Origin of the sequence: Desulfovermiculus halophilus DSM 18834 (assembly GCF_000620765.1) — a bacterium.
In the GTDB taxonomy this organism is placed as follows: domain Bacteria; phylum Desulfobacterota; class Desulfovibrionia; order Desulfovibrionales; family Desulfothermaceae; genus Desulfovermiculus; species Desulfovermiculus halophilus.
Map to the genome: position 1 here is coordinate 24,386 of NZ_JIAK01000023.1, position 21,563 is coordinate 45,948.

A 21,563-nucleotide genomic window follows, 5' to 3' on the forward strand; every position below is an offset into this window, starting at 1 on the left:
CCTTGTCATTTTCCTTAGAATTTGACATGATGAAACAAATCACAAATGCGGAGGACGAAATGGACCTTTTGCCCATCAAGCGGGCCATGCTCAGCGTGACCGACAAAACAGGCCTGACTGAGCTGTGCACAGCCTTGGTTCAGAACCAGACTGAGCTGGTATCCACCGGGGGAACCATGCGCCACATCCAGGATGCCGGGCTTCCGGTGACTGCAGTGAGCGAGGTTACCGGGTTCCCCGAAATCCTCGGAGGCCGGGTCAAGACCCTCCACCCCTTGATCCACGCCGGGATCCTGGCCGACAAGGACAACCAGGAGCACCTGGAGACCCTGCGCAGAATGGATATCCTTGCCTTTGATCTGGTCTGTGTCAACCTGTACGATTTCGCTCAGGCCCTCAACGATCAGAAACAGGACCGGGAGCTGGTCGAGGAAATCGATATTGGTGGCCCCACCCTGCTCCGGGCCGGGGCGAAAAACTTCCACAGCCTGACGGTTCTGCCTACCCCTGAATCCTATGCCCAGTTCGAGGCAGAGCTGGAAAAGAACCGCGGCGCAGTGAGCCTTGAGTTCAGAAGGCGGATGGCGGCCAGAACCTTTGCCCTGACCGCAGGGTACGACACCATGATCGCCCGGGCCCTGGGCCAAACCGATCTGTAAGGAGCCTCATATAGCCGGAAAAGTCTTGGGTCACACCAGCGGCCTCAAACCAAGCCATCTCAAGCTGCTGCAACGCATATTCCGCCGCCGGTATCCCAGCCAAGGCGGATACAGCAGCGAACAGGCCCATGAACTGGCCGGGCTGAGTGAGATGACCGGCCGCCAGCTTGGACTGCTCATTGATCGCCAGGGACGGCCGAGCATGCTTTTGGTCGGCGACCGGGACCAGATTGTCATTCCGGACCTGGGCCGCCAGCGGCAAAGCGAAGGCCGCCTGCGCGGACTGCGATTGCTGCATACCCATTTCGGGACCGCCGGCCTGTCCCAGGACGACCTCATGGACCTGGTTTTTTTGCGCCTGGACTCCATTGCCGCCTTGACCGTGAACGATCACGGCCAGCCGGATCAGCTCCAGTGGGCCCAGATCCTGCCCCCGAATCCGCAGCAGAAACTGTACCAAGTATCCCCGGTCCAGCCCTGGGACCGGGTGACCACCGACTTCACAGCCCAGGCCGAAGCCCTGGAGTCTGAGCTGCACAAGCACTTTGCTCCAGGCCGGAACTCGACATCTCTGGAGCGCGCCCTGCTCATCAGCGTGAGCACAGCGCCCAAAGGCATACAAGAGACCTCTCTGCAGGAACTGGCGGATCTGGTGCACACTGCTGGGCTGGAGACCGTGGGCCGTCTCGTACAGCGGGTCAATGCGGTCAATCCCAAGCATATCCTGGGACGGGGCAAGCTGGCCGAGCTCGAGGTCCAGGCCCTGCAGTCCGGAGCCGGGGTCCTGGTCTTCGACCGGGAGCTGGCCCCGGCCCAGATGCGGAATCTGGCCGAGCTCACCGAGCGCAAGATTCTGGACCGGACCCAGGTCATCCTGGACATCTTCGCCCAGCATGCCACTAGTCGGGCCGGAAAGCTGCAGGTAGAGCTGGCTCAGCTGGACTATACCCTCCCCCGCCTGGTGGGCAGGAACAAGGCCCTCAGCCGCCTGGCCGGTGGGATAGGCGGCCGGGGCCCCGGAGAGACAAAGCTGGAGCTCGACCGGCGGCGGATAAAGGACCGACGGACCAAGATCAACAAAGAGCTGGCCAAGGTCAGGGACCGGCGGGGTGCAACCCGGAATCGACGGGACAAGGCCGGGCTGCCCATTGTGGCCCTGGTCGGTTATACCAATGCCGGCAAGTCGACCCTGCTCAATACCTTGACCTCCAGCCGGGTTCTGACTGCGGACAAGCTGTTCGCCACCCTGGACCCCGTTACCCGCAGACTGCGCTTTCCTCAGGACCGGGAAGTGATCCTGACCGATACCGTCGGCTTTATCCGCTCCCTGCCGGCTTCGCTCCGGGAAGCCTTCCTGGCCACCCTGGAAGAGCTGGATGCAGCCGATGTTCTAGTCCAGGTGGCCGATGCCCGCCACCCGGAGCTGAACCAGCATGTGGAAGCAGTCCAGACCCTGCTCCGGGAGTTGGGCCTGCATGGCATTCCCCGGCTGCTGGTCCTGAACAAATGGGACCTGGTGGATTTTGCCCAGCGCATGACCTTGACCAACCGCTATCCGGACGCTTTGCCCGTGTCCGCTCAGGGCCGGTATGGGCTGAGAGAGCTTATGCAGCGCATCGGCAGCAAGCTGCCGGCAACGGAGGCTGGGTCCCATGGACAGCCCGGAACTTTTGGCCTGAACAGTGAGTATATGCATCTAAAGTGAGGAACCTTCACTCCAATCCATTGAAGTAGCTCAAGACCACCATGGCGGACAGCGTGCAGTACCCAGCCAAATACATAGAACCGTCGGCATTTCAGGCCCGCAGGGGCAAGGACTTTTCCGGTACCGTGGTCTTTACCAACGGATGCTTTGATCTTGTGCATCCCGGCCATGTCGACTATCTGGCCCGGGCCAGACAGCTGGGATCCCGCCTGGTACTCGGAGTCAACAGCGATGCATCGGTTCGCAGGCTGAAGGGGCCGGGCCGGCCGATCACCAGCGAGCTGGACCGGGTCGCCGTGCTCTCCGCCCTGGAGTGCGTGGATCACATTATGCTTTTCGACCAGGACACACCCCTGGAGCTGATTCGGGACATCAGCCCGGATATCCTGGTCAAAGGCGGAGACTGGCCGGTCCAAGACATTGTCGGCCGGGAGCATGTCCTGGCCAGGGGGGGACAGGTCCTCAGCCTGCCTATGCTTCCGGGGTATTCAACCACCGCAATCATCGAAAGGATACTCGCCCTTTCGCGAACCGGGGAGACGGGCCAAAACCCCCATTTGATGGAGCCAGAGGCCAACGGGCGTTGATTAAAAGTCCAGGCCTGTGCAATTCGATGCCATCTGCGTGCGCATTTTGTCCTATACCGGACTTACTCATGGGTGCGAAATGTTCTTGGTTCTTCGACGTAGCCTGTGGATTTTTGGAGTTTGCCATCTCTTCTGCGTGCCCACTTTCGGCCCGGTATTTTCTAAGTCCCGCCAAAGGGGGATCCCTGCCCCCCCCCGGCTACTCACGTGCAGGTCACTGCTTTGTGTTTGACGAAAGCTTGTCATACACGTGAGTGCCGGGTTTCCCCCTTTTGGCGGGACCAAGAAAATGTGCGGGCCTGCCGCTTAAGGCACACAGAAGAGACGCCAAACTCTTAGGTGTGCAATTCCACTTTCTGTGTCGAAGAGCCATGTTCTTTACATTGCGCTCCCATGAGTAGTTCCGCTTATGGCGGGACTCGAGCTATGTCCGCAAGCGGGAAGTTGTTTCCCGCGTAGCTTCAGTGCAGCGCGCAAAAAGTAAACAACTTTTTGCGCTCATCAATAAGACCGGCTCAGGCTTTTGGGTACGGCCGGAATTGACATCTCGCACCACCAACCGGAGGGAACAGTATGGCCCAGATCAAAAAAATTCTGTGCGCTGTGGACTTTGCCGAGTACAGTCCGCAAGTAGCCGATTACGCCCGGACCCTGAGCGAGGCCTTCCAGGCTGAAATCCATGTTGTCTATGTCGCCCCCACCCTGGCCCAATACGTTGGCTTTCAAATCGCCCCCAGCTCCATTGAGAACTTTGTGGGCGAGATCATCTCCGGGGCGGAACAGACCATGGATGCGTTCCTGAACGAAAACTTCGGCTCTGATCAGGCTCAGGGACACGTGCTTTCCGGCTACGCCGCAGAAGAGATCCTCGCTTTTGCCAATGAACACAACGTGGATCTCATTGTCATGGGCACCCATGGCCGGAAAGGCATTGACCGCATCCTTTTCGGCTCAGTGGCTGAGAAAGTGGTCAAAGCCGCATCCATGCCGGTGGTGACCCTGCGCCCCAAAGACGTCAAGGCTGCCGGCTGATTGCAATGAAGCTGCCCTGGAAACGGAATAGACCTCCGACCGGTCTGGACTGCGGCCAATCCTGGGCCAAGCTGGTTGGATTCCAGCGGACCAGGCAGGGGGTGGTTTTGCACAAAATCGGCCGCATGCCGTGGACTGTGCAGGACAAGGAGAAGCCCCGGCAGATGGCCGAGCACCTCGGCGCCCTGTACTCCGAGCTGCAGATCCCCCCGGGGGCTGTGATCACTTCATTGGCCGGACATTCAGTGATCATCAAGCGTCTCAGCCTCCCAAGCCATCAGGCCGGGGACTTGCCGGACTCCCTGCCCGGTCTGGCCGCCCAGCATATTCCATTTGAAGCCCAGGACGTCTGCCTGGACTATCAGACCCTGGCCCCGCACCAGGAGAGCGGGGAAACCTCGGTCCTTTTGGTGGCCAGCAAGAAGAAAATGGTCCATGAGCGCCAATGGGTCATGTCCCGGGCCGGGCTTGAAACCCGGATTATCGATGTGGACGGTTTTGCTCTGTGCAACTGCTTTGCCTTCAACTACCCGGAGATGCAGGACACCCCGTGTGCACTTCTGGACATAGGGGCCAATCAGAGCACATTTTGTGTTGTGCACGGCGAAAACCCTTTGTTTATCCGGGATGCGGGGTTCGGCGGACAGCAAATAACCGACCGCCTGGTTCATGCCCTGGACCTTCCAGGCACACAAGCAGAGAGCTTAAAGTGGCAGTCTCCGGACAGCCTGTCTCCTGAGATCCGGACCACCGTGGAACGAGAGATGCAAGCCGCCTTCATCGCCTGGACGGAAGAGATTCAGCGCCTTCTGCACTACTATGCCGGCTCTCTGGCCGACTCCGCTCCCCGGCCCCAGACCCTGTACCTGAGCGGGGGGGGGAGCCTGCACCCAGGATTGACGGATATCCTTCACGAATATCTCGACTTTGAGACCGCATTTCTTGATCCCTGGAGGCAATGCAGGGTCCAGGACTCCCCTGAATTCGATCCCGGCTATCTGCAGAGCCTGGGGCCACAGTATGCAGTCGCCGCCGGCCTTGCCCTGCGTGGAGTGATGTGAGAAAAGCGCCTATGCTGACCATCAACCTGTTGCCCCATAAACGGCACAAACCAAAGACAGACAGCAGGAAACAGATCCTTCTGGGCATTCTCCTGCTTTTGCTTCTGGGCACGGCAGTCATCCAGGCCAGGCAGATGCTGGCAACCAAAGCAGAGCATCTGCGTCAGGAGAGACAAGACAAGGTCGTTCTGCGCAAGAAGCTGCAGAAGAAGCTTTCAAAGATCACCAGGATACAAAACCAGCTCCAGGACCTGGACCGACGGATCTCCATCATTCGCGGCATCCGGGCCCGGCAGGCCATGCCGGTCAGGTACCTGGACGTCATCTCCGGCCATGTTCCGGAGGACAAGATATGGTTTGAGTCTTTGAGCATGGACAACAAAGGCCGGATCACCCTCAGCGGGGTGGCCCTGGACAATCAGGTCTTCGCTCGTTATCTGCGCAATCTGCGGGGCTCGGAGTACATTGCTGATGTCTCCCTGCAGCAGACCCAGCGCACATCAATACAGAATCTGGATCTGGTCGCCTTCCGGTGCAGCCTGTCAGCTGCCGACTCGCCGGACTCAGGAGAAACCAATGGCTGAGCCCTTTCTGCTCCAACGCTGGAAGGAACTCTCCTTCCGGCGCAAGCTGGTTCTGTCCTGCGCTGCCGGGGCGGCGGCTGTTGCCGCAGTATGGTTCGTTCTGTTCAAGCCCCAGCTGGAAACCATCCACAGCCTGGAGCAGGACATCCAGCAGATTGACCAGACCATAGCCAGATACCGGGCCAAGGTTCGACGGCTGCCCGAGCTGACAAAGGATCTTGAGGCCCGGAAGCGGGAGATGCTGTATGCCCAGACCCTGCTTCCGGAAACAAATGCCGATGTCGAAAACTTGCTCTCGTCTATAGAGAAGCTGGGCAACAAGGCCGGGATAGACTTCCTGCTCTTCACCCCGAGTCAGGAGAGAAGACATGATTTTTATGCATCCAGAACTGTGACTGTCCGATTCCAAGGCACATTCCACAATCTCATGCGTTTTTTCAATCGCCTGTCCGGCCTGGACCGGCTGGTCACATTGGAGTCGGTCCAGCTCAGGCCTGTTTCCAAGAATCGATCCCAGGGCGTTTCCCTGCAGGCGGACTGCCGTCTGCAGATATATCGGATCCTGTCCGAACAGGAAAAAAAGGACTCAAAAAATACGTGACTATGGGCGTCGAGACAGGAAAACCTCACCGGCTGAGCCCTGGCCTCGGGGTACGGATCGGTGTGTGCATCTTCGCCGCATGCTGCACGTTTCTGTGCGGCCCAGATGGACGGGCCCAAAAGGCAACCAACGGCACTGCAACCACGGCCCCGGCCTGGATCAGCCCCCCTGACTTCAGCTATTCCCCCCGGGACAGGGTGGACCCCTTCGCCTCGTTTCTGCATTCCGAGCCCAAGGGCGGGGAGGGAGAGGATCGGCCGGAACGCTCACTCACGCCTTTGGAAAAGATTGCTCCGTCCCAGCTGAAGCTGGTGGGGATCTTGAGGCCGGCAGGAGACGGAAGCCGGTTGGCATTGGTTGAATTGCCCAACGGCAAAGGGTATATACTGCGCCCGGGAACGACCATCGGACAGAAAGAAGGTGTAGTGACCATAATCCAGGAACGAGAGGTAACCATTGAAGAAACAACAACCACCCCCTGGGGGGAGGAAGTTCGGCACACAATCGTTCTGGAGCTTCAGGACCCGGCAGGAGAGAGGCATGACGGGTAAGCAGCCGATAACCCATATTCTCTGGCCAACTTTCACCTTGCCCTTTATCTGTGTATTCCTGGTCCTTCTCTGGGCAGGGATTGGATGCGGGGTCAGTGGACCTCAGAGCTCAAACCGGCTCCCGGCTGGGAACGCAACAGGACAGTCCGGCTGGGCATCCCGGTCCTCTTCAGATGCCGGACCAGCCGCGTCGTCCTCATTTAAGGACACCGGAAAGGATCAGCCCCAGGCCGCCCTTTCCGGTGCCGTGGTCCGCTTCGAACAGCAGGACGGAAGGCACGTTGCAGTTATCCCTGTGCTGCCCGAGACATCCATCACCCCCGCATACAGTCAAAAACGCCTTAAGCTCAAGCTGACCCCCCATTTTGGTCTCAGCCGCCCTTCCTCCATATCCGACCCTCTGGTCGCCTCCATGGACACCGACTTTGAGGCCAAAGCCCATTCAGGCAGCCTGACCATCTCTTTTACCCGGGACATCCAATTCTATATCTCCAGACCTAAGCCGGATACGGCCAGGGTTATCTTTACCCCCCACTCCCAAGACCGATCAGCACAGCCCGACAGTTTGAACCAGACTCCACTCCGACTGCAGGCCATCGACTTTGAGCGTTCCGGCCGGGACCTGGTTGTTTCCCTGACCGCCTCGCACCCCTTTGAGTATCAGCTGGGTTCGAGCTCTGACCACAAGCTGCGCATGCTCTTTCCGGGCCTGCATGTCCCTCCCCGCTTGGTCAAGCTGTACAGGCTGGGCAAGTTCGACTCCGCAGTCCGTTCCGCACTGCTTACGGACACTCCGGATGGTGCTGAGCTCATCCTGTCCGGAATCCAGGATCCGGTCCCGGTTCGCAGACAAGGCCCCAGGATGCACCTGCACATCCCGGCCCGGACTGCGGCCGCCGCTGCCCCCTCCGGCCCGGACCGCAGCCTTCGCCAGCCGGAGACAAAGGCGTCCTCCCTGACCGGCCCGGACCGCGAGGACAGCCGCAAGCGGGTCCAGCTCTTCCCGGGAATGAAGGAGGAGTATACCGGAAGTCCGATCAGCCTGGATCTCCAGGACGCGGATATCGAGCACGTCCTGCGCTTGATATCCGAGGTGGCCGGCTACGACCTGATCCTGGACCAAGAGGTCTCCGGAACCATCTCCCTCAAGCTGGACAGCGTGCCCTGGGATCAGGCCCTGGACCTGGTCCTGATGCAGAAGAGCCTGGGCATGGTCCAGCAGGGCAATATCCTCAGGGTTGCCCCGGTTCAAACCCTGCAGAAAGAGCAGGAGCAGATTCTCAAGGCCCGCCGGTCATCGCTGCAGGCCCAGAAAAGCAAGCAGGATCTGGCCCCTCTGCATACGGAATACATCCAGATCAACTACGCCAAGTCGCCCGACCTGCAAAAGAGTGTGCAGAAGTTTCTCAGCGACCGGGGCGAGATCAGCCACGATGCCAAGACCAATCAGCTCATTGTCTCTGATACGGCCCAGGCTATAGACAAGGTCCGCAGTGTGGTCCGCAAGCTGGACAGAGCCGAGCGCCAGGTCCTGATCGAAGCCAGACTGGTCTACGCCACAGACGAGTTCCAGCGCAGCATGGGGATCAAATGGGGAGGCGGGCAATCCTCCACCCACTCCGGCGGCAAATATGTGTCCGGGATCTACGGCTCACAGGGAGGAACCGAGCCGATTGCCGATCCTGATTTCAGCGGCTACGCCGTCAATCTCCCAATCCAGGGCGCCAGCACATTCGGCCTGGGGGCGTTTTTTTCCAAGATCACGGGCAATGAGATGTACACCTTAGATGCCAAGCTGGATCTGGGCGAGAGCCAGGGCCAGGTCAACACCATCTCCTCCCCCCGGGTGGTGACCCTGAACAACCAGCTGGCTGAGATCACCCAGGGGACCAAGATCGCGACCAAAAACGAGTCCGAGAGCGGAGGGACGACCACAGAGTACGTGGACGCCACCCTCAAGCTGGCGGTGACCCCCCAGATAACCCCGGACAACACCCTGATCCTGGAGCTGGACATCTCCGACGACAGTCCGGTCACCGGCGGGGAAGACATAGAAACCCGCAGCCTGCAGACCAGATTATTCGTGGACAACGATCAGACCGTTGTCATCGGGGGGGTGCAGCAGCTCAATCAATCAAACGTCCAGGACCGGGTGCCCGGCCTGGCCAGGATCCCACTTCTGGGCTGGCTGTTTAAAAACGAATACAAAACGAGAACCAAGCGCGAGCTGCTTATCTTCATCCGGCCGCATATCCTCCAATCCTGAATCACGGAGAAGAGCTGTGGATTGCACCCCAGAACACCCCAAAGACACAATCCGCCCTGAACTTTTGGACTTCAGTCCCTATGTCCCGGGACAGTCCATGGCCGAGATCCGCCGGGATCTGGGCCTGGACACGGTGATCAAGATGGCCAGCAACGAAAATCCCCTGGGGACATCGCCTTTGGTGACCAAAACCGTCCAGCGCCGGGCGGACCTGGTCTTTCGCTACCCCCGGCCCAACTCCCCTGATCTGGCCTCCGCCTTGGGCCGGCACCTGGGGCTGGCCGAGGATCGGCTGGTCATCGGCAACGGCTCGGACGAGATCATCGACCTTCTGATCCGGGTTCTGGCCCGACCCGGGCAGGACCGGATCCTGATTCTGGATCCCAGCTTCAGCATCTATCGCCTCCAGGCCCGTTTGTGCGGAGTCGAGCTGACCAAGATCCCCCTGAATCCGGATTTCAGCTTCCCGTTGAGCCAGATCCTGGCCGCTGCGGATCAGAACACCGCAATGGTTTTTTTGACCAATCCGGACAACCCCTCTGGGTACACCGCCCCCCGGGAGAAGCTGATCGACCTGGCCCGCTCCCTGCCCCGGAGAACCATGCTCATCGTGGACGAGGCCTATGTAGAGTTCGCTGATCAACCGTCCAGCTTCTCACCTCTGCCTTTGTTTGAGGAGCTGGACAATGTGGTCCTGCTGCGCACATTTTCCAAGCTCTACGGCCTGGCCGGGCTGCGTCTGGGATACGGGATCATGCCGGCCTGGTTGAGCGACCTTTTGCACCGGGTCAAACTGCCCTTCAGCGTCAACCTGCTGGCTGAAGCCGCAGGCCTGTCCGCCCTGGAAGACGCCTGGTTCGTCCAGGCCAGCAGGCAAACCATCCTCCAGGGCAGACAGGATCTGACCCGGGAGTTGCGCGCATTGGGATGGACCGTCTACCCCACTCAGGCCAACTTCCTCCTGGTCAGGCCCGCATGCCCGGCCCGGCATTTGGTGGATGAGCTCTTAAACAGGGGATACATTATCCGGGGGCTCGAAAGCTACGGCCTGGCTGAGTATGTTCGGATATCCATCGGAACTGAACGGGAGAACAGGGGGCTGGTCCTGGCCTGCAAGGACATTCGGGACAACTATGCATAAGGACCAGCCCATGATCATCACCCTGGACGGACCGGCCGGAGTGGGCAAATCCACCCTGGCCAAGGATTTGGCCGGATACCTGAACATTGCGTACCTGGACACCGGGGCGATGTTCCGGGCCCTGGCCCTGCACCTCGGTCCCGGATCATGGGACTGGTCTGAACAGCGGCTGCAGTCCGCTCTTCGGGGCATACGCTGGAGCCTGTGCGGGGATGGCCCGGAGACTGGACTGGAGGTAAACGGGGTCCAGGTCGGCCCGGAAATTAGGGCTGAAGATGTCGGTCTGTGGGCGTCTCACCTTGGGCAGCGCCAGGAAGTCCGCTCCTTTCTCCAGGCCGTGCAGCAAGGGATTGGTAGCCGGTCTTCCCTGGTCGCCGAGGGGCGGGACATGGGCAGCGTGGTCTTTCCCCGGGCCGGGTGCAAGATCTTTTTGGATGCCGCGCCAGAAGAACGGGCCAGACGGCGTTGTCTCCAGCTTCAGGAAGCGGGGCACACCCCGGACCAAGCAGCCCTGGCCCATGATCTCCGGCAACGTGATCAGCAGGACCGCACCCGGGCCATTGCCCCTTTGCGCCCGGCCGATGACGCGCATATTGTGGACACAACCGCACTCAGCCTGCAGGACGTAGAGCAAAGACTCCGCGAAATCATTCACAGATCATTTCCCGGGATCACGCCCCAACCCAAACAGCCGGAGTAGACTCCGGGACCCGGCTTTTTGGGGTTCTTTCATATCAGGCTCAATCCCGGCCGATCTCCGTGCAGGGGACCTACCTTCCCAATTACCTGGGCCAGCTCTCCCCCAGCATGCAGGGCCTCCTGGATCCGGCTCAGCTTTTCTTCCGGAACGCTGAGAAGCAGCCCGCCCGAGGTTTGGGGATCAAAGACAAGATCCACATGAAGTGGATCCACAGTGTCAGCGCAATCAAAGAATTCCCGGCAATGGCTTTTGTTCGCGTAGGCGCCCGCAGGCAGCAGCCCCACGGCAGCGAGATCACAGGCATGGTCCAGCCAGGGGATCGCTCGGGCCTCCAGCTGGATATGCACCCCGCTGGCCTTGGCCATCTCCAGGGCATGCCCTCCCAGACCGAAACCGGTCACATCAGTCGCCCCTTTCAGCCCGAACTCCTGGATAACCCGGGCCCCGCCTGCATTCAGCCTGCCGGACCACGTACTGAGCAGTTGTTCCAGCTCGAGTGCATTGTCCCACCTGGCCTTGATGGCCGTAGCCAAAACGCCTGTCCCGACCGGTTTGGTCAGGACCAGGACATCGCCAGCGGATGCCCCGCTGTTTGTCGCTATCTGCCCGGGATCGATCGTCCCGGTCACAGCCAGGCCGAACTTCAACTCCGGGTCCTCCACAGTATGCCCCCCGGCCATAACCGCACCGGCTTCCCTGACCACGTCCTGGCCCCCACGGAGGATGGAGGTCAGGACATCCAGGGGTAGGCAGTCCTTGGGAAAACCCACGATATTCATCGCACTGAAGGGGCATCCGCCCATGGCATAAATGTCGGACAGGGCATTGGCCGCGGCGATCCGCCCGAATACATAGGGGTCATTGACCATCGGGGTCAGAAAGTCCACTGACTGGACCATGGCCTTCCCTGATGGAAACCTAAGGACCACCGCATCCTCGCACCCCTGACCGGAGACCAGGATCCGGCTGTCCTGGACATGCGAGAACTGGGAAAGCACCTGCTCCAGATCCTCTGGAGCGAGCTTTGCCGCTCAACCGGACGCCTTGACCGTGTCGACCAGAAATATCTCTTTCATACGCTGCATCCTGATTCATTGCCCTTTGTTGGTCTGGCTCATTTTCTGCTCCAAGCTGCAAGTCCTTCTGTGCCTGGCCCTTGGTATTCGTTCAGGGGGGTTGAAACGTGAACGGCCCTTCGGCCCAAAAGGTACGCGCTAAGTTATGTGGTCTGTCTCTCATCTCCTATGCATCTACCCTGGATTAGCTGAGACAAGACCATGCTCTCCAATAATATGCCGCAAAAAGGCCCTGGTCGCCGGGAATTGAGCCTTTTGTGCATTGATCACAGCATAAAACTCCCTGGTACGCCGGTGGTTTTCTCCTGGAAGCTGGATCACTTCACCACGCCCAACCGGACCTGCGGCTGCCAGGGATGAAACCATGCTCACCCCAAGCCCGGCCTGGATGCAGGACAGGACGGCCTGGGTACTGCTCACAGTCGCCCGGATGTGCAGACTGTTCCAGGATATGCCCATCTCCTCCAGCACCAAGCGCATGGCCTTCCGGGTCCCCGACCCTGGCTCACGCACGATCCAAGGCCAGTCCGGACCTGGCGCCTCGTTCATCTTCCAGGGATGAAGTGGGGAACCGCTCGGCGCAAGCAGCCATAGCTCGTCTGCAGCTGCCCGGTAATACTGTAGATGGGATATATTCTCCCGCCCCCCGATAACGGCAATATCCAGGGCCCCGGAATGGACCATGTTCTCGATATGCGCGGAGTCCCCTATCTCCAGCTGCAGCTCGACCTGGGGATATCTGTGCTGGAAGCTGCCCATATACCCCGGCAGGATGTAATGGCCCGGTATAGTGCTTCCGCCCAGACGAAGCAATCCCTGGACTGATCCGTTTAACAGCGCAATATCAGCGGTGGCCTTTTTTCTGGCTTCAATAATTATACGGGCATGGGCGTAGAGAGTCTCTGCCGCAAGGGTGGGGACAACCTGCCTGGAACAGCGATCAAACAGGACTGTTTCCAGCTCCTTCTCCAGGCTGGAGATATGGGAACTGATGGTCGGTTGGGCGAGATGCAGCAGGGCCCCGGCTCGAGAAAAGCTGTGCTGTTCATAGACTGCGCAGAAGGTCTCCAATCGGCGCATATCCATTAGATCTATCTTTCCTATCACATTTTATAATAGCAAAAACCAAAAAATAGTTCGCCCAGGACGGCGAACTATTTTAGGTCATATCCTTCTCTCCACTCAGGATCAGGATGCCTCGCTTTGGCGGGTAAACTCGATCACAGCCATGGAGGCGGCGTCTCCCCGGCGGGGCTCAGCTGACTTGAGTATCCTGGTGTATCCGCCCGGCTGTTCTGTAAACCTGGGTGCGATCTCGGAAAAGAGCTTATGGACCAGGGTCCTGTCTTCCAAAACCCGATAGGCCTTCCGTCTGGAATGCACTGTGTCTTCAAGCCCCATGCTGACCAGACGATCTGCGACCTTGCGCAGCTCTTTGGCTTTGGCTTCCGTGGTTTGTATCCGTTCGTGCTCCACCAGTGACTTGGCCATATTTTTAAACATGGCTTTCCGGTGTTCCCAGGTCCGTCCGAGTTTGCGTCCTGCTTTTCTATGCCTCATAGTCGTCTTTCCTATTCAGCCATTGTTGATACTTGGAATCGAAGTTATCGATCTTCATCCCCAGATCCAAGCCCATGTCGTTGAGGACCTTGATTATGTCATCCAGAGACTTTCGCCCGAAGTTCTTGGCTTTGAGCAGATCGTTCTCAGTCTTCTGGACCAGCTCACCCACGGTGTATATGTTTGCCTTTTTCAGACAGTTGCTGGCCCGGACAGGTAGCTCAAGATCGTCAATGCTCTGAAACAGCATCTCATCCACTTCATCCGAGGAATGCTGCGGCTCACGCCTGCCGGTGGAGTCCTCATCAAAGTTGACAAATACGCTGAGCTGATCTTTCAATATCTTCGCGCTGTACGAAAGGCTGTCTTCCGGAGTGATGGAACCGTCTGTCCATACCTCGATTATCAGCTTGTCGTAGTTGGTCATTTGTCCCACCCGGGCCTGCTCCACCCGGTAGGCGACTTTTTGGACCGGAGAAAAGCTGGCATCCAGGACGATGACTCCGATCTGATCACTGAACGATTCCTGCTGCTCAGCAGGCACATAGGCCTTGCCCATATGCACATCCAATTCCATCCGCAGGGATCGTGCTTCGGACAGGTGGGCTATGATCTGATCCGGATTGAGAACCCGTACGTGTTGGTTCTCCTGAATATCACCTGCTGTTACCGGCCCCTCACGCTGCACGTCGAGCACGAGCTTCTGCGGCTCGTCGGTATCCATAGCCAGGCGGACCTGCTTCAAGTTGAGGATAATATCGGTGACATCCTCTTTGACCCCGGGAATACTGGTAAACTCATGCTGCACGTCATCGATGTGGACTGCAGCGATGGCCGCCCCCTGCAGGGATGAGAGCAGGACCCTGCGCAAGGCATTGCCCAAGGTGGTCCCAAACCCGCGTTCCAGAGGCTCACAGGTAAACTTCCCGTACGACGCTGTGGAGTCAGCATCCTGATCGATCTTCTTCGGTCTGACCAGTTCTGTCCAATTCCGGGTGTTGATGGTCCGTCCATTATCATCGAATATCATAGGAGGCACCCGCTTTGTGGCTCGACGGGAAAAACATGAAGCCGAAACCAAACATCATGATTCCGGCTCGTCCGAACGTGATCTGTCCGTGTTCCGCCCTATCGGCCGTGCGTTGTGTCATAGAGTTGCTGATCGTAAGGCCCAGCCAAGGACATTATTTGGAATACAGCTCAACAATGAGATGCTCATTCACCGGAAATGTGATGTGCTCCCGTTGCGGTTCAGCTTTGACAGCAGCTGAGAACTGCTCAGCATTCCCTTCCAGCCATTCCGGAATGCCGCGGCGGTCAACCACCTCCAGGGCTTCAACAATAACCGGAATTTTTCTGCTCCGCTCCTTGACCTGAATCACATCTCCGACCCGCAGCTGCAGGGAAGGAATGTCCACCTTATGTCCGTTCAGTTCCAGGTGGCCATGCCGGACCAGCTGCCTAGCCTGATTCCGGGAATTGGCAAAACCGGCCCGGTACACAACGTTATCCAAGCGCAGTTCCAGCATGCGCAAAAGATTCTGACCGGTTATCCCTTTTTTCCGATCTGCCTCCAGAAAATAGTCATGGAACTGCCCCTCCAGAAGTCCATACATGCGGCGAAGTTTCTGTTTTTCCCGCAGCTGGACTTCATAGTCGGTGGATTTTTTCCGTCGTCGTCCATGCTGTCCGGGGGGGTACGGTCTGCGTTCAAAAGGGCACTTGTCCGTGTAGCATCTGTCGCCTTTCAGGAACACCTTTGTTCCTTCCCGTCGGCATACTCTGCACTTTGCTTCTGTATATCTAGCCAAGGCTCGTCCTCCTCAAAGACATTCGCTTATACCCGCCGACGTTTTGGCGGACGGCACCCATTGTGGGGAATGGGCGTGATATCCCGTATAAAAGTGACCTTAAATCCGGCGTTGTTGATGGCCCGCATTGCAGATTCCCGTCCCGACCCGGGGCCTTTGACAAAAATGCCCACAGTACGCATTCCATTGTCCTGCGCCTTCCGTGCAGCACTCTGAGCCGCCATCTGGGCCGCATACGGAGTGCTCTTCTTCGACCCTTTAAATCCGGACATCCCGGAGGTCGCCCAACTGACTACATTGCCTTTCATATCCGTAAAGGTAATTGTTGTATTATTAAATGACGCCCGGATATGCGCCAATCCAGTCGGAATATTCTTCTTTTCCTTTTTCTTCGTCGTACGGCGCTTTACTTTTGCCATGTCAGTCCCCGCTCAGCTTTGTGACCTGATGTCTCTGTCCTACTTCTTTTTTCTGCCTATCATGGCCCGCCGGGGGCCTTTGCGCGTCCTGGAATTGGTGCTTGAACGCTGGCCCCGAACCGGAAGATGCCGTTTATGCCGTTCCCCACGGTAACAGCCTATCTCCATAAGCCGCTTGATATTGGCGTTCGTCTCCCGGCGCAGATCACCTTCAACCTTGTAGTTGGTCTCTATCTCTTTGCGTATGAGATTGACTTCTTCAGCAGTCAAGTCCTCAGTCGTCTTTGTCCAGTCGATACCGGACGCATCGAGGATCTTCAGCGCATTTGACTGGCCGATCCCATAAATATAGGTCAAAGCTATATCCAGCCGTTTGTTTTTCGGCAGATCTACACTTGCGATACGAGCCACGTTTTCCCCCTTCCACTTAGCCTTGTCGTTGTTTGTGACGCGGATTCTCACAAATTACACGCAGTGCTCCCCGCCGGCGTATAACTTTGCACTTGGGGCACATCTTCTTAACTGACGGTCTGACTTTCATACTCCCGCTCCTTCCGGTCCTTAAAAGCGCCCTTTGAGCTTGCTTTTCTGCATCAACCCTTCATATTGATGGGTTATCAGATATGACTGCACCTGAGACATGGTATCTATAGCCACCCCAACCACGATAAGCAACGCGGTTCCGCCGAAATAAAACGGTACATTCAGCTTATTGATCAGCAGCATGGGCAGAACACAAATTGCCGCCACGTACAGGGAGCCCCACAGGGTGATCCTGGTCAACACCTTGTCTATATAATCCTTGGTGTGCTTGCCGGGACGAATGCCTGGGATGAACCCGCCCTGCTTCTTCAGATTTTCAGCTATATCCTTGGGGTCGAAAATGATCGCTGTATAGAAAAAACAGAAAAATATGATCAGCCCGACAAAAACAATGGTATAGGCTGCAGACCCGGGCTGGAAAAACGTGGATATGCTCTGCAGCCATTCCACCTGGGAAAAATTGGCTATCGTCGCTGGAAACATAAGGATGGACGATGCAAATATCGGCGGAATGACCCCCGCGGTATTCACCCGCAAAGGCAAATGCGTGTTCTGGCCGCCATACATCTTGCGCCCCATCTGGCGCTTGGCGTAATGGATCGGTATCCGGCGCTGGGAGGTCTCCATGAAACAGGTAAAGACCAATACCCCGGCCATAATGACCGTGATGATAAGCGCCACGAAGATCGCCATTTCACCCGAACTCATCAGTCTAAACGACTTCATCAGCGCACCGGGTATCCCGGCCACAATCCCGGAAAATATGATCAGCGAGATCCCGTTCCCTATTCCCCGGGCTGTGATCTGTTCTCCCAGCCACATTATGAAAATAGTCCCGGCCGAAAGGGTGATCACAGTGAGAAAGATGAACATCGGACCCGGATCTGGCACCACAGGCACACCGGTTGGGCTGGTCATTTGCTGCAATCCGATGGATATCCCGGTGCCCTGGACCAAGGTGATAAGGACCGTCAAATACCGTGTATACTGGGTAATCTTTTTTTGTCCGGCCTCGCCCTCTTCCTTCTTCAGTCTGGACAGCTCAGGGCTGACCACAGTGAGGAGCTGCAAAATAATGGATGCCGAAATATACGGCATAATCCCCAAGGCAAAAACTGAAAGCCTGCTCAGCCCGCCCCCGGAAAACATGTCGAAGAGACCAAAAAGGGTGTTTTGGGCATTGGCGAAAAAGTCTGCTATTGCCTGGCCGTTTATACCCGGTACAGGGACATGTATACCGAGACGGTAAACAATGAGCATCCCAAAAGTAAACAGGACTTTGTTTCGAAGCTCTTTGGATCCGGCGACATTGTCCATCTTGGGAATCACACCCTAACCCTCCAGAGCGACAGCTTGCCCGCCCGCCTGGTGAATCTTTTCCTTGGCCTTGGCGCTGAATGCGTGGGCAGTAATTGTCACAGCCCGGCTGACCTCGCCTCTGGCCAGAATCTTGATCGGCCGCTTTGCAGACGCGATGCTGAACAGATCCTCAAGAGTAATCTCCTCAGCTTCAGGAAACTGTGAGATAATTCGTTCCAGATTGAGAACTGTATATGCGACCCGGAATTGATTGGTAAACCCGCGTTTGGGCAGCCTGCGGACCAATGGCATCTGCCCGCCCTCGAATCCGGCTGCGGGACCGGAGCCTGCCCGAGCCAGTTGGCCCTTGTTTCCTTTCCCCGAGGTGCAGCCCAATCCGCTGGACGGGCCTCGTCCGCGGCGCTTTTTATCTTTATTTTCACTAGGGAAGGGGTATATGTCGTGCAGCTTCATGAATCTGTTACCTCAACCATGTGCTTGACTTTGCGGATCATTCCCCGGCTGACCGGCGAATCCTGAACCTCTCGTTCCTGATGCAGCTTGCGCAGGCCGAGAGCGTCCAGATTTCTCCGTTGCTTTGGTGACGATCCGATCCTGCTCCTGATCAGCTTGACCTTCATGATCCGACCCTCGCCAGTTGGATGTTCGTCCCCCGCAGGGCATTGACCTCGTCAGCGGTGCGCAACGAGGTCAGTCCCTGCATGGTGGCCTTTAAAACATTCACAGGATTGTTCGTCCCCAAGGCCTTGCTGATAACATCCTGAATCCCGCATGCTTCCATGACCGCCCGCACAGGTCCTCCGGCGATTATTCCAGAACCCTTTGCACCGGGTTTGAGCAATACCTGACCCGCGCCGTACCGGCCGACTGTCCCGTAGGGGATGGTCCCGTCAATGATCGGGATCCGTTCCATGTTCTTTTTGGCTCGCTCCGTGGCTTTCTGTATGGCATCAGGGACTTGGTTCGCCTTACCGTGCCCACAGCCCACACTGCCTTGGCCGTCACCGACGACAACGAGCGCACTGAACTTAAAGTTCCGGCCACCTTTAACAACCTTGGCCACGCGGTTGAGATGGACGACCTTTTCGATTAACTGAATATCATTTCCTTCCATGCCAAACCTCAATCAGAATTTGAGTCCGCCCTCTCGAGCACCGTCGGCTACTGCCTTGATCCGACCGTGAAAATAATACCCGCTTCGGTCAAAAACCACTTTTTCTATGCCGCATTCATTTGCTTTCCGCGCCAGCTCTTTGCCCACTGCAAATGCGACATCCTTGTTCATTCCTTGCTGATCAGGCAATGCCTGGGATGATACGGCTGCGAGCGTGTGTTGACTGCGGTCGTCAATGAGCTGAACATACATGTGCTTGTTTGAACGAAAAACAGCCAATCTCGGTCGCTCACCTGTACCGGAAATCTTTTTCCTGATCCTCAGTTTCCGTCGTTTCCGGGCTTGGTTTCGACTAAGTCTCATCTCGTCCTCTTTAGTTATTTCTTGGCGGATTTTCCGGCCTTGCGTCGGATTTCCTCATTTATATACTTGATGCCCTTGCCCTTATACGGCTCCGGCGGTCTTATCCGCCGTATCTTGGCAGCTGCCTCGCCCACGTGTTCCTTGCTTATCCCGGAGACGAAGAGCTTATTCCCTTCGGTTCGGGCCGATACGCCTTCAGGCAAAGTGAACTGCTGGGGATGTGAATACCCCACACTGAGCTCCACCGTATTCCCGGACACGCTGACCCGATATCCAACGCCGACCAGCTCCAGTCCCTTTTCAAACCCCTGGCTTACTCCGACGATAGCATTGTTCAGCAGTGTGCGCCGCAATCCATACTGTTCTCTGGCAATCTTATTGTTTTGCTTGCGCTCCAGCTGCACCTGCCCACCGTCAACCTGGTAGACTATCATTGGATGAGCATCGACGGTCACTTCGCCCTTGGGGCCTTTGACCTGAATGGTCCCCTGATTCAAGGTGACCTCGACCCCCTTGGGAATGGGAATTGGTGTTTTACCGATCCGTGACATACGAAACCTCACATTACCATATTTCACACAGAAGTTCGCCGCCGACTCGATTATCGCGCGCCTGCTGCCCGTCCAGAATCCCTTTGGATGTAGAAATAACGTTTATCCCCAGACCATTTTGGACCAGAGGGATCTCATCGACGCCGACATATTGCCGGCATCCTGGACTGCTCAGTCGACGCAGACCGGCGATAGCCGGTTTCCCGCGCACATACTTGAGGGTCACTTCAATTTCCCGGTCATCGTGCTCAAAATCTGTAATATAGCCCTGATTTTTCAATATCTCGGCTAATGAAACCTTGAGTTTTGATTTGGGTACACGGGTTTTTTTGTGCAATGCCATATGGGCATTGCGGATCCGGGTCAGCATATCCGCAATAGGATCAGATACTGCCATGGCGATGCCTCCTTACCAGCTCGATTTGCGCACACCCGGCAGTTCACCGGCTAACGCCATATTTCGAAAACATATCCTGCAGATTCCGAATCTGCGCAAAAAGGCCCTGGGCCGTCCGCAAATCGGGCACCTATTGTACTCTCGAACTTTGAATTTACCCTTCTTTTGGGCTTTTACTCGCAGTGCTTGCCGTGCCACACGGTCCTCCTTACTTGATAAATGGCATCCCCAGTAATTGAAGAAGCATTTTTCCTTCTTTATCTGTTCGTGCAGACGTGACCACGGTAACATTCAGACCTTTTACCCGGTCAATCTTATCCATATTTATTTCTGGAAATATTGTGTGTTCACGAATGCCGAGGGTAAAATTGCCTCGTCCGTCAAACCCGCGATCCTGCACTCCTCGAAAATCCCGTACCCGAGGCAAAGCAAAATTGACCAGCTTATCATAAAACTCCCACATTCGCCGATGGCGCAAGGTGACTCTGCACCCGACCGGCATTCCTTCCCGGAGCTTAAAGGCAGCAATGGATTTTTTGGCCCGGGTAATGACGGCTTGTTGGCCGGCGATCAAAGACAGCTCCTGGACTGCGTCCTGAATGATCTTGTTGTCTTGACTGCCCTCGCCGAGCCCCATATTCAGAGATATGGAACGCATGCCGGGAATCTGCATGGGCGATGAATAGCTGAACTCCTTTTTGAGCTCAGGAGCTATCTTTTCGCTGTAAATTTCGTGTAAGCGGCTCATATAGACACCTTTGAATGGGGACACAATGACATTCGTCTTCTGGGTTATTATCTCGTACCCAGCCTAATCAAGCATTTCGTGACATTTCTTGCAGAACCGGAGTTTACGCCCATCTTCAGTATAGGTGAATCCGATCCTGGTCGGCTTGGTGCAGGAATCACAGACCAGGGCGACGTTGGATATATGCATCGGGGCTTCCTTGTCCTGGATGCCGCCGCTTTTCCCGGTGTATGGATTGCCTTTTACGTGCCTTTTGACCATGTTTACCTGGTCCACGACAATGTTTTCGTCCTTATACAGAACGGACTTCACCGTTCCTACCTTGCCCCGATCTTTGCCGGTCATGACCATGACCTTGTCATTGACTCGGATTTTATTTTTTCGCATGCCAATAACTCCTACAATACTTCGGGGGCCAAAGACACGATCTTCATGAAGTTTCGTTGTCTTAGCTCCCGGGCAACTGGTCCGAAGATTCTGGTCCCAATGGGATCCATATTGTTGTTCAGCAACACAGCGGAGTTGGTGTCAAAGCTGATATATGATCCGTTGGGGCGGCCGATTTCTTTTTTGGTCCGAACCACAACTGCTCGGTATACATCGCCCTTTTTGACTTTGCTGTGCGGCATGGCCTCTTTGACCGAAACGACGATCAAATCCCCTATACTCGCGTATCTTCGCTTGCTGCCCCCCAGGACCTTGATGCAATGCACCTTTTTGGCACCAGAGTTGTCTGCAACATCGAGCTTTGATTCAACTTGGATCATTGGTTGC

At 56.7% G+C, this 21,563-nt stretch carries 30 protein-coding genes; 11 read left to right on the forward strand and 19 right to left on the reverse strand.

Annotation, left to right across the window (positions count from 1 at the left end; genetic code table 11):
- Positions 1-59: 59 nt before the first annotated feature.
- The 11 genes from N902_RS0111095 to cmk all read left to right on the forward strand — a co-directional run bounded on the left by N902_RS0111095 (position 60) and on the right by cmk (position 10,887).
- A complete protein-coding gene (locus N902_RS0111095; protein WP_027370991.1) occupies positions 60-659 on the forward strand; it encodes an IMP cyclohydrolase in 600 nt (199 codons plus the stop codon).
- Between the two features lie 25 nt (positions 660-684).
- Positions 685-2,364 (forward strand): GTPase HflX, encoded by a 1,680-nt coding sequence (gene hflX / locus N902_RS17535; RefSeq protein WP_244147412.1) that lies wholly within the window; start codon positions 685-687, stop codon positions 2,362-2,364.
- A 53-nt stretch (positions 2,365-2,417) separates the two neighbouring features.
- The gene (gene rfaE2, locus N902_RS17540; RefSeq protein WP_425246761.1) at positions 2,418-2,951 is read left to right on the forward strand and encodes a D-glycero-beta-D-manno-heptose 1-phosphate adenylyltransferase; all 534 of its coding nucleotides are present in this window, start codon (positions 2,418-2,420) and stop codon (positions 2,949-2,951) included.
- Between the two features lie 573 nt (positions 2,952-3,524).
- Positions 3,525-3,983: a universal stress protein gene (locus N902_RS0111110; RefSeq protein ID WP_027370992.1), complete on the forward strand. Its 459-nt coding sequence runs from the start codon at positions 3,525-3,527 to the stop codon at positions 3,981-3,983.
- 5 nt (positions 3,984-3,988) lie between these two features.
- Positions 3,989-5,044: a type IV pilus assembly protein PilM gene (pilM, locus tag N902_RS0111115; protein WP_027370993.1), complete on the forward strand. Its 1,056-nt coding sequence runs from the start codon at positions 3,989-3,991 to the stop codon at positions 5,042-5,044.
- 11 nt (positions 5,045-5,055) lie between these two features.
- Entirely contained in the window at positions 5,056-5,628 is a 573-nt protein-coding gene (locus N902_RS0111120; protein WP_027370994.1) for a PilN domain-containing protein, read from the forward strand.
- Positions 5,621-6,229 (forward strand): type IV pilus inner membrane component PilO, encoded by a 609-nt coding sequence (locus N902_RS18810; protein WP_051564529.1) that lies wholly within the window; start codon positions 5,621-5,623, stop codon positions 6,227-6,229. The genes N902_RS0111120 and N902_RS18810 overlap by 8 nt, the downstream gene beginning before the upstream one ends.
- 2 nt (positions 6,230-6,231) lie before the next feature.
- Positions 6,232-6,780 (forward strand): pilus assembly protein PilP, encoded by a 549-nt coding sequence (locus N902_RS0111130; protein WP_027370995.1) that lies wholly within the window; start codon positions 6,232-6,234, stop codon positions 6,778-6,780.
- Entirely contained in the window at positions 6,770-9,046 is a 2,277-nt protein-coding gene (locus N902_RS0111135) for a type IV pilus secretin PilQ (protein ID WP_027370996.1), read from the forward strand. The genes N902_RS0111130 and N902_RS0111135 overlap by 11 nt, the downstream gene beginning before the upstream one ends.
- Positions 9,047-9,062: 16 nt before the next feature.
- The gene (hisC, locus tag N902_RS0111140; protein ID WP_027370997.1) at positions 9,063-10,187 is read left to right on the forward strand and encodes a histidinol-phosphate transaminase; all 1,125 of its coding nucleotides are present in this window, start codon (positions 9,063-9,065) and stop codon (positions 10,185-10,187) included.
- The gene (gene cmk, locus N902_RS17550) at positions 10,180-10,887 is read left to right on the forward strand and encodes a (d)CMP kinase (RefSeq protein ID WP_051564530.1); all 708 of its coding nucleotides are present in this window, start codon (positions 10,180-10,182) and stop codon (positions 10,885-10,887) included. The genes hisC and cmk overlap by 8 nt, the downstream gene beginning before the upstream one ends.
- Positions 10,888-10,916: 29 nt before the next feature.
- Here the strand turns inward: cmk and selD are convergent, their stop codons facing one another.
- From selD to rplN, 19 genes are all read right to left on the reverse strand, one after another.
- Positions 10,917-11,963 carry a selenide, water dikinase SelD gene (gene selD / locus N902_RS0111150; RefSeq protein ID WP_084288256.1) on the reverse strand — a complete coding sequence of 349 codons (1,047 nt, stop codon included), beginning with the start codon at positions 11,961-11,963 and terminating at the stop codon, positions 10,917-10,919.
- A 174-nt stretch (positions 11,964-12,137) separates the two neighbouring features.
- A complete protein-coding gene (locus N902_RS17555) occupies positions 12,138-13,049 on the reverse strand; it encodes a selenium metabolism-associated LysR family transcriptional regulator (protein ID WP_034622591.1) in 912 nt (303 codons plus the stop codon).
- A gap of 102 nt (positions 13,050-13,151) precedes the next feature.
- Entirely contained in the window at positions 13,152-13,523 is a 372-nt protein-coding gene (gene rplQ / locus N902_RS0111160; protein WP_027370999.1) for a 50S ribosomal protein L17, read from the reverse strand.
- A complete protein-coding gene (locus N902_RS0111165) occupies positions 13,513-14,553 on the reverse strand; it encodes a DNA-directed RNA polymerase subunit alpha (RefSeq protein WP_027371000.1) in 1,041 nt (346 codons plus the stop codon). Before N902_RS0111165 ends, rplQ begins: the two co-directional genes overlap by 11 nt.
- Before the next feature lie 154 nt (positions 14,554-14,707).
- Positions 14,708-15,334 (reverse strand): 30S ribosomal protein S4, encoded by a 627-nt coding sequence (gene rpsD / locus N902_RS0111170; protein WP_027371001.1) that lies wholly within the window; start codon positions 15,332-15,334, stop codon positions 14,708-14,710.
- Between the two features lie 26 nt (positions 15,335-15,360).
- Complete coding sequence (gene rpsK, locus N902_RS0111175; protein ID WP_027371002.1) at positions 15,361-15,753, reverse strand: 30S ribosomal protein S11; 393 nt, start codon at positions 15,751-15,753, stop codon at positions 15,361-15,363.
- A 39-nt stretch (positions 15,754-15,792) separates the two neighbouring features.
- On the reverse strand, positions 15,793-16,164 hold the full coding sequence (gene rpsM / locus N902_RS0111180) for a 30S ribosomal protein S13 (RefSeq protein WP_027371003.1): 372 nt from the start codon (positions 16,162-16,164) through the stop codon (positions 15,793-15,795).
- Positions 16,165-16,180: 16 nt separating this feature from the next.
- Positions 16,181-16,294: a 50S ribosomal protein L36 gene (gene rpmJ, locus N902_RS19275; protein WP_084288258.1), complete on the reverse strand. Its 114-nt coding sequence runs from the start codon at positions 16,292-16,294 to the stop codon at positions 16,181-16,183.
- A 20-nt stretch (positions 16,295-16,314) separates the two neighbouring features.
- On the reverse strand, positions 16,315-17,613 hold the full coding sequence (gene secY / locus N902_RS0111185; protein ID WP_027371004.1) for a preprotein translocase subunit SecY: 1,299 nt from the start codon (positions 17,611-17,613) through the stop codon (positions 16,315-16,317).
- Between the two features lie 15 nt (positions 17,614-17,628).
- On the reverse strand, positions 17,629-18,069 hold the full coding sequence (rplO, locus tag N902_RS0111190; protein ID WP_027371005.1) for a 50S ribosomal protein L15: 441 nt from the start codon (positions 18,067-18,069) through the stop codon (positions 17,629-17,631).
- The gene (gene rpmD / locus N902_RS0111195; protein WP_027371006.1) at positions 18,066-18,239 is read right to left on the reverse strand and encodes a 50S ribosomal protein L30; all 174 of its coding nucleotides are present in this window, start codon (positions 18,237-18,239) and stop codon (positions 18,066-18,068) included. The genes rplO and rpmD overlap by 4 nt, the downstream gene beginning before the upstream one ends.
- Positions 18,233-18,730: a 30S ribosomal protein S5 gene (gene rpsE / locus N902_RS0111200; protein ID WP_027371007.1), complete on the reverse strand. Its 498-nt coding sequence runs from the start codon at positions 18,728-18,730 to the stop codon at positions 18,233-18,235. Before rpsE ends, rpmD begins: the two co-directional genes overlap by 7 nt.
- A gap of 12 nt (positions 18,731-18,742) precedes the next feature.
- Complete coding sequence (gene rplR / locus N902_RS0111205; protein WP_027371008.1) at positions 18,743-19,093, reverse strand: 50S ribosomal protein L18; 351 nt, start codon at positions 19,091-19,093, stop codon at positions 18,743-18,745.
- Between the two features lie 14 nt (positions 19,094-19,107).
- On the reverse strand, positions 19,108-19,644 hold the full coding sequence (rplF, locus tag N902_RS0111210) for a 50S ribosomal protein L6 (protein WP_027371009.1): 537 nt from the start codon (positions 19,642-19,644) through the stop codon (positions 19,108-19,110).
- A gap of 13 nt (positions 19,645-19,657) precedes the next feature.
- Positions 19,658-20,041: a 30S ribosomal protein S8 gene (gene rpsH, locus N902_RS0111215; RefSeq protein ID WP_027371010.1), complete on the reverse strand. Its 384-nt coding sequence runs from the start codon at positions 20,039-20,041 to the stop codon at positions 19,658-19,660.
- Positions 20,042-20,053: 12 nt separating this feature from the next.
- Positions 20,054-20,239 carry a type Z 30S ribosomal protein S14 gene (locus tag N902_RS19280; protein WP_084288260.1) on the reverse strand — a complete coding sequence of 62 codons (186 nt, stop codon included), beginning with the start codon at positions 20,237-20,239 and terminating at the stop codon, positions 20,054-20,056.
- Positions 20,240-20,249: 10 nt separating this feature from the next.
- The gene (rplE, locus tag N902_RS0111220) at positions 20,250-20,789 is read right to left on the reverse strand and encodes a 50S ribosomal protein L5 (RefSeq protein WP_027371011.1); all 540 of its coding nucleotides are present in this window, start codon (positions 20,787-20,789) and stop codon (positions 20,250-20,252) included.
- 63 nt (positions 20,790-20,852) lie between these two features.
- A complete protein-coding gene (gene rplX, locus N902_RS0111225) occupies positions 20,853-21,176 on the reverse strand; it encodes a 50S ribosomal protein L24 (RefSeq protein ID WP_027371012.1) in 324 nt (107 codons plus the stop codon).
- A gap of 11 nt (positions 21,177-21,187) precedes the next feature.
- On the reverse strand, positions 21,188-21,556 hold the full coding sequence (gene rplN / locus N902_RS0111230) for a 50S ribosomal protein L14 (RefSeq protein WP_027371013.1): 369 nt from the start codon (positions 21,554-21,556) through the stop codon (positions 21,188-21,190).
- Between the last annotated feature and the right edge of the window lie 7 nt (positions 21,557-21,563).

Excerpts from the sequence above, each read along its gene's own strand:
- N902_RS0111095 (WP_027370991.1), top strand. The coding sequence starts at position 60 with ATGGACCTTTTGCCCATCAAGCGGGCCATGCTCAGCGTGACCGACAAA.
- N902_RS0111110 (WP_027370992.1), top strand. The coding sequence starts at position 3,525 with ATGGCCCAGATCAAAAAAATTCTGTGCGCTGTGGACTTTGCCGAGTAC.
- pilM (WP_027370993.1), top strand. The coding sequence starts at position 3,989 with ATGAAGCTGCCCTGGAAACGGAATAGACCTCCGACCGGTCTGGACTGC.
- N902_RS0111120 (WP_027370994.1), top strand. The coding sequence starts at position 5,056 with ATGCTGACCATCAACCTGTTGCCCCATAAACGGCACAAACCAAAGACA.
- N902_RS18810 (WP_051564529.1), top strand. The coding sequence starts at position 5,621 with ATGGCTGAGCCCTTTCTGCTCCAACGCTGGAAGGAACTCTCCTTCCGG.
- N902_RS0111130 (WP_027370995.1), top strand. The coding sequence starts at position 6,232 with ATGGGCGTCGAGACAGGAAAACCTCACCGGCTGAGCCCTGGCCTCGGG.
- N902_RS0111135 (WP_027370996.1), top strand. The coding sequence starts at position 6,770 with ATGACGGGTAAGCAGCCGATAACCCATATTCTCTGGCCAACTTTCACC.
- cmk (WP_051564530.1), top strand. The coding sequence starts at position 10,180 with ATGCATAAGGACCAGCCCATGATCATCACCCTGGACGGACCGGCCGGA.
- N902_RS17555 (WP_034622591.1), bottom strand. The coding sequence starts at position 13,049 with ATGGATATGCGCCGATTGGAGACCTTCTGCGCAGTCTATGAACAGCAC.
- rplQ (WP_027370999.1), bottom strand. The coding sequence starts at position 13,523 with ATGAGGCATAGAAAAGCAGGACGCAAACTCGGACGGACCTGGGAACAC.
- N902_RS0111165 (WP_027371000.1), bottom strand. The coding sequence starts at position 14,553 with ATGATATTCGATGATAATGGACGGACCATCAACACCCGGAATTGGACA.
- rpsK (WP_027371002.1), bottom strand. The coding sequence starts at position 15,753 with ATGGCAAAAGTAAAGCGCCGTACGACGAAGAAAAAGGAAAAGAAGAAT.
- rpmJ (WP_084288258.1), bottom strand. The coding sequence starts at position 16,294 with ATGAAAGTCAGACCGTCAGTTAAGAAGATGTGCCCCAAGTGCAAAGTT.
- secY (WP_027371004.1), bottom strand. The coding sequence starts at position 17,613 with ATGGACAATGTCGCCGGATCCAAAGAGCTTCGAAACAAAGTCCTGTTT.
- rplO (WP_027371005.1), bottom strand. The coding sequence starts at position 18,069 with ATGAAGCTGCACGACATATACCCCTTCCCTAGTGAAAATAAAGATAAA.
- rpsE (WP_027371007.1), bottom strand. The coding sequence starts at position 18,730 with ATGGAAGGAAATGATATTCAGTTAATCGAAAAGGTCGTCCATCTCAAC.
- rplR (WP_027371008.1), bottom strand. The coding sequence starts at position 19,093 with ATGAGACTTAGTCGAAACCAAGCCCGGAAACGACGGAAACTGAGGATC.
- rplF (WP_027371009.1), bottom strand. The coding sequence starts at position 19,644 with ATGTCACGGATCGGTAAAACACCAATTCCCATTCCCAAGGGGGTCGAG.
- rpsH (WP_027371010.1), bottom strand. The coding sequence starts at position 20,041 with ATGGCAGTATCTGATCCTATTGCGGATATGCTGACCCGGATCCGCAAT.
- rplE (WP_027371011.1), bottom strand. The coding sequence starts at position 20,789 with ATGAGCCGCTTACACGAAATTTACAGCGAAAAGATAGCTCCTGAGCTC.
- rplX (WP_027371012.1), bottom strand. The coding sequence starts at position 21,176 with ATGCGAAAAAATAAAATCCGAGTCAATGACAAGGTCATGGTCATGACC.
- rplN (WP_027371013.1), bottom strand. The coding sequence starts at position 21,556 with ATGATCCAAGTTGAATCAAAGCTCGATGTTGCAGACAACTCTGGTGCC.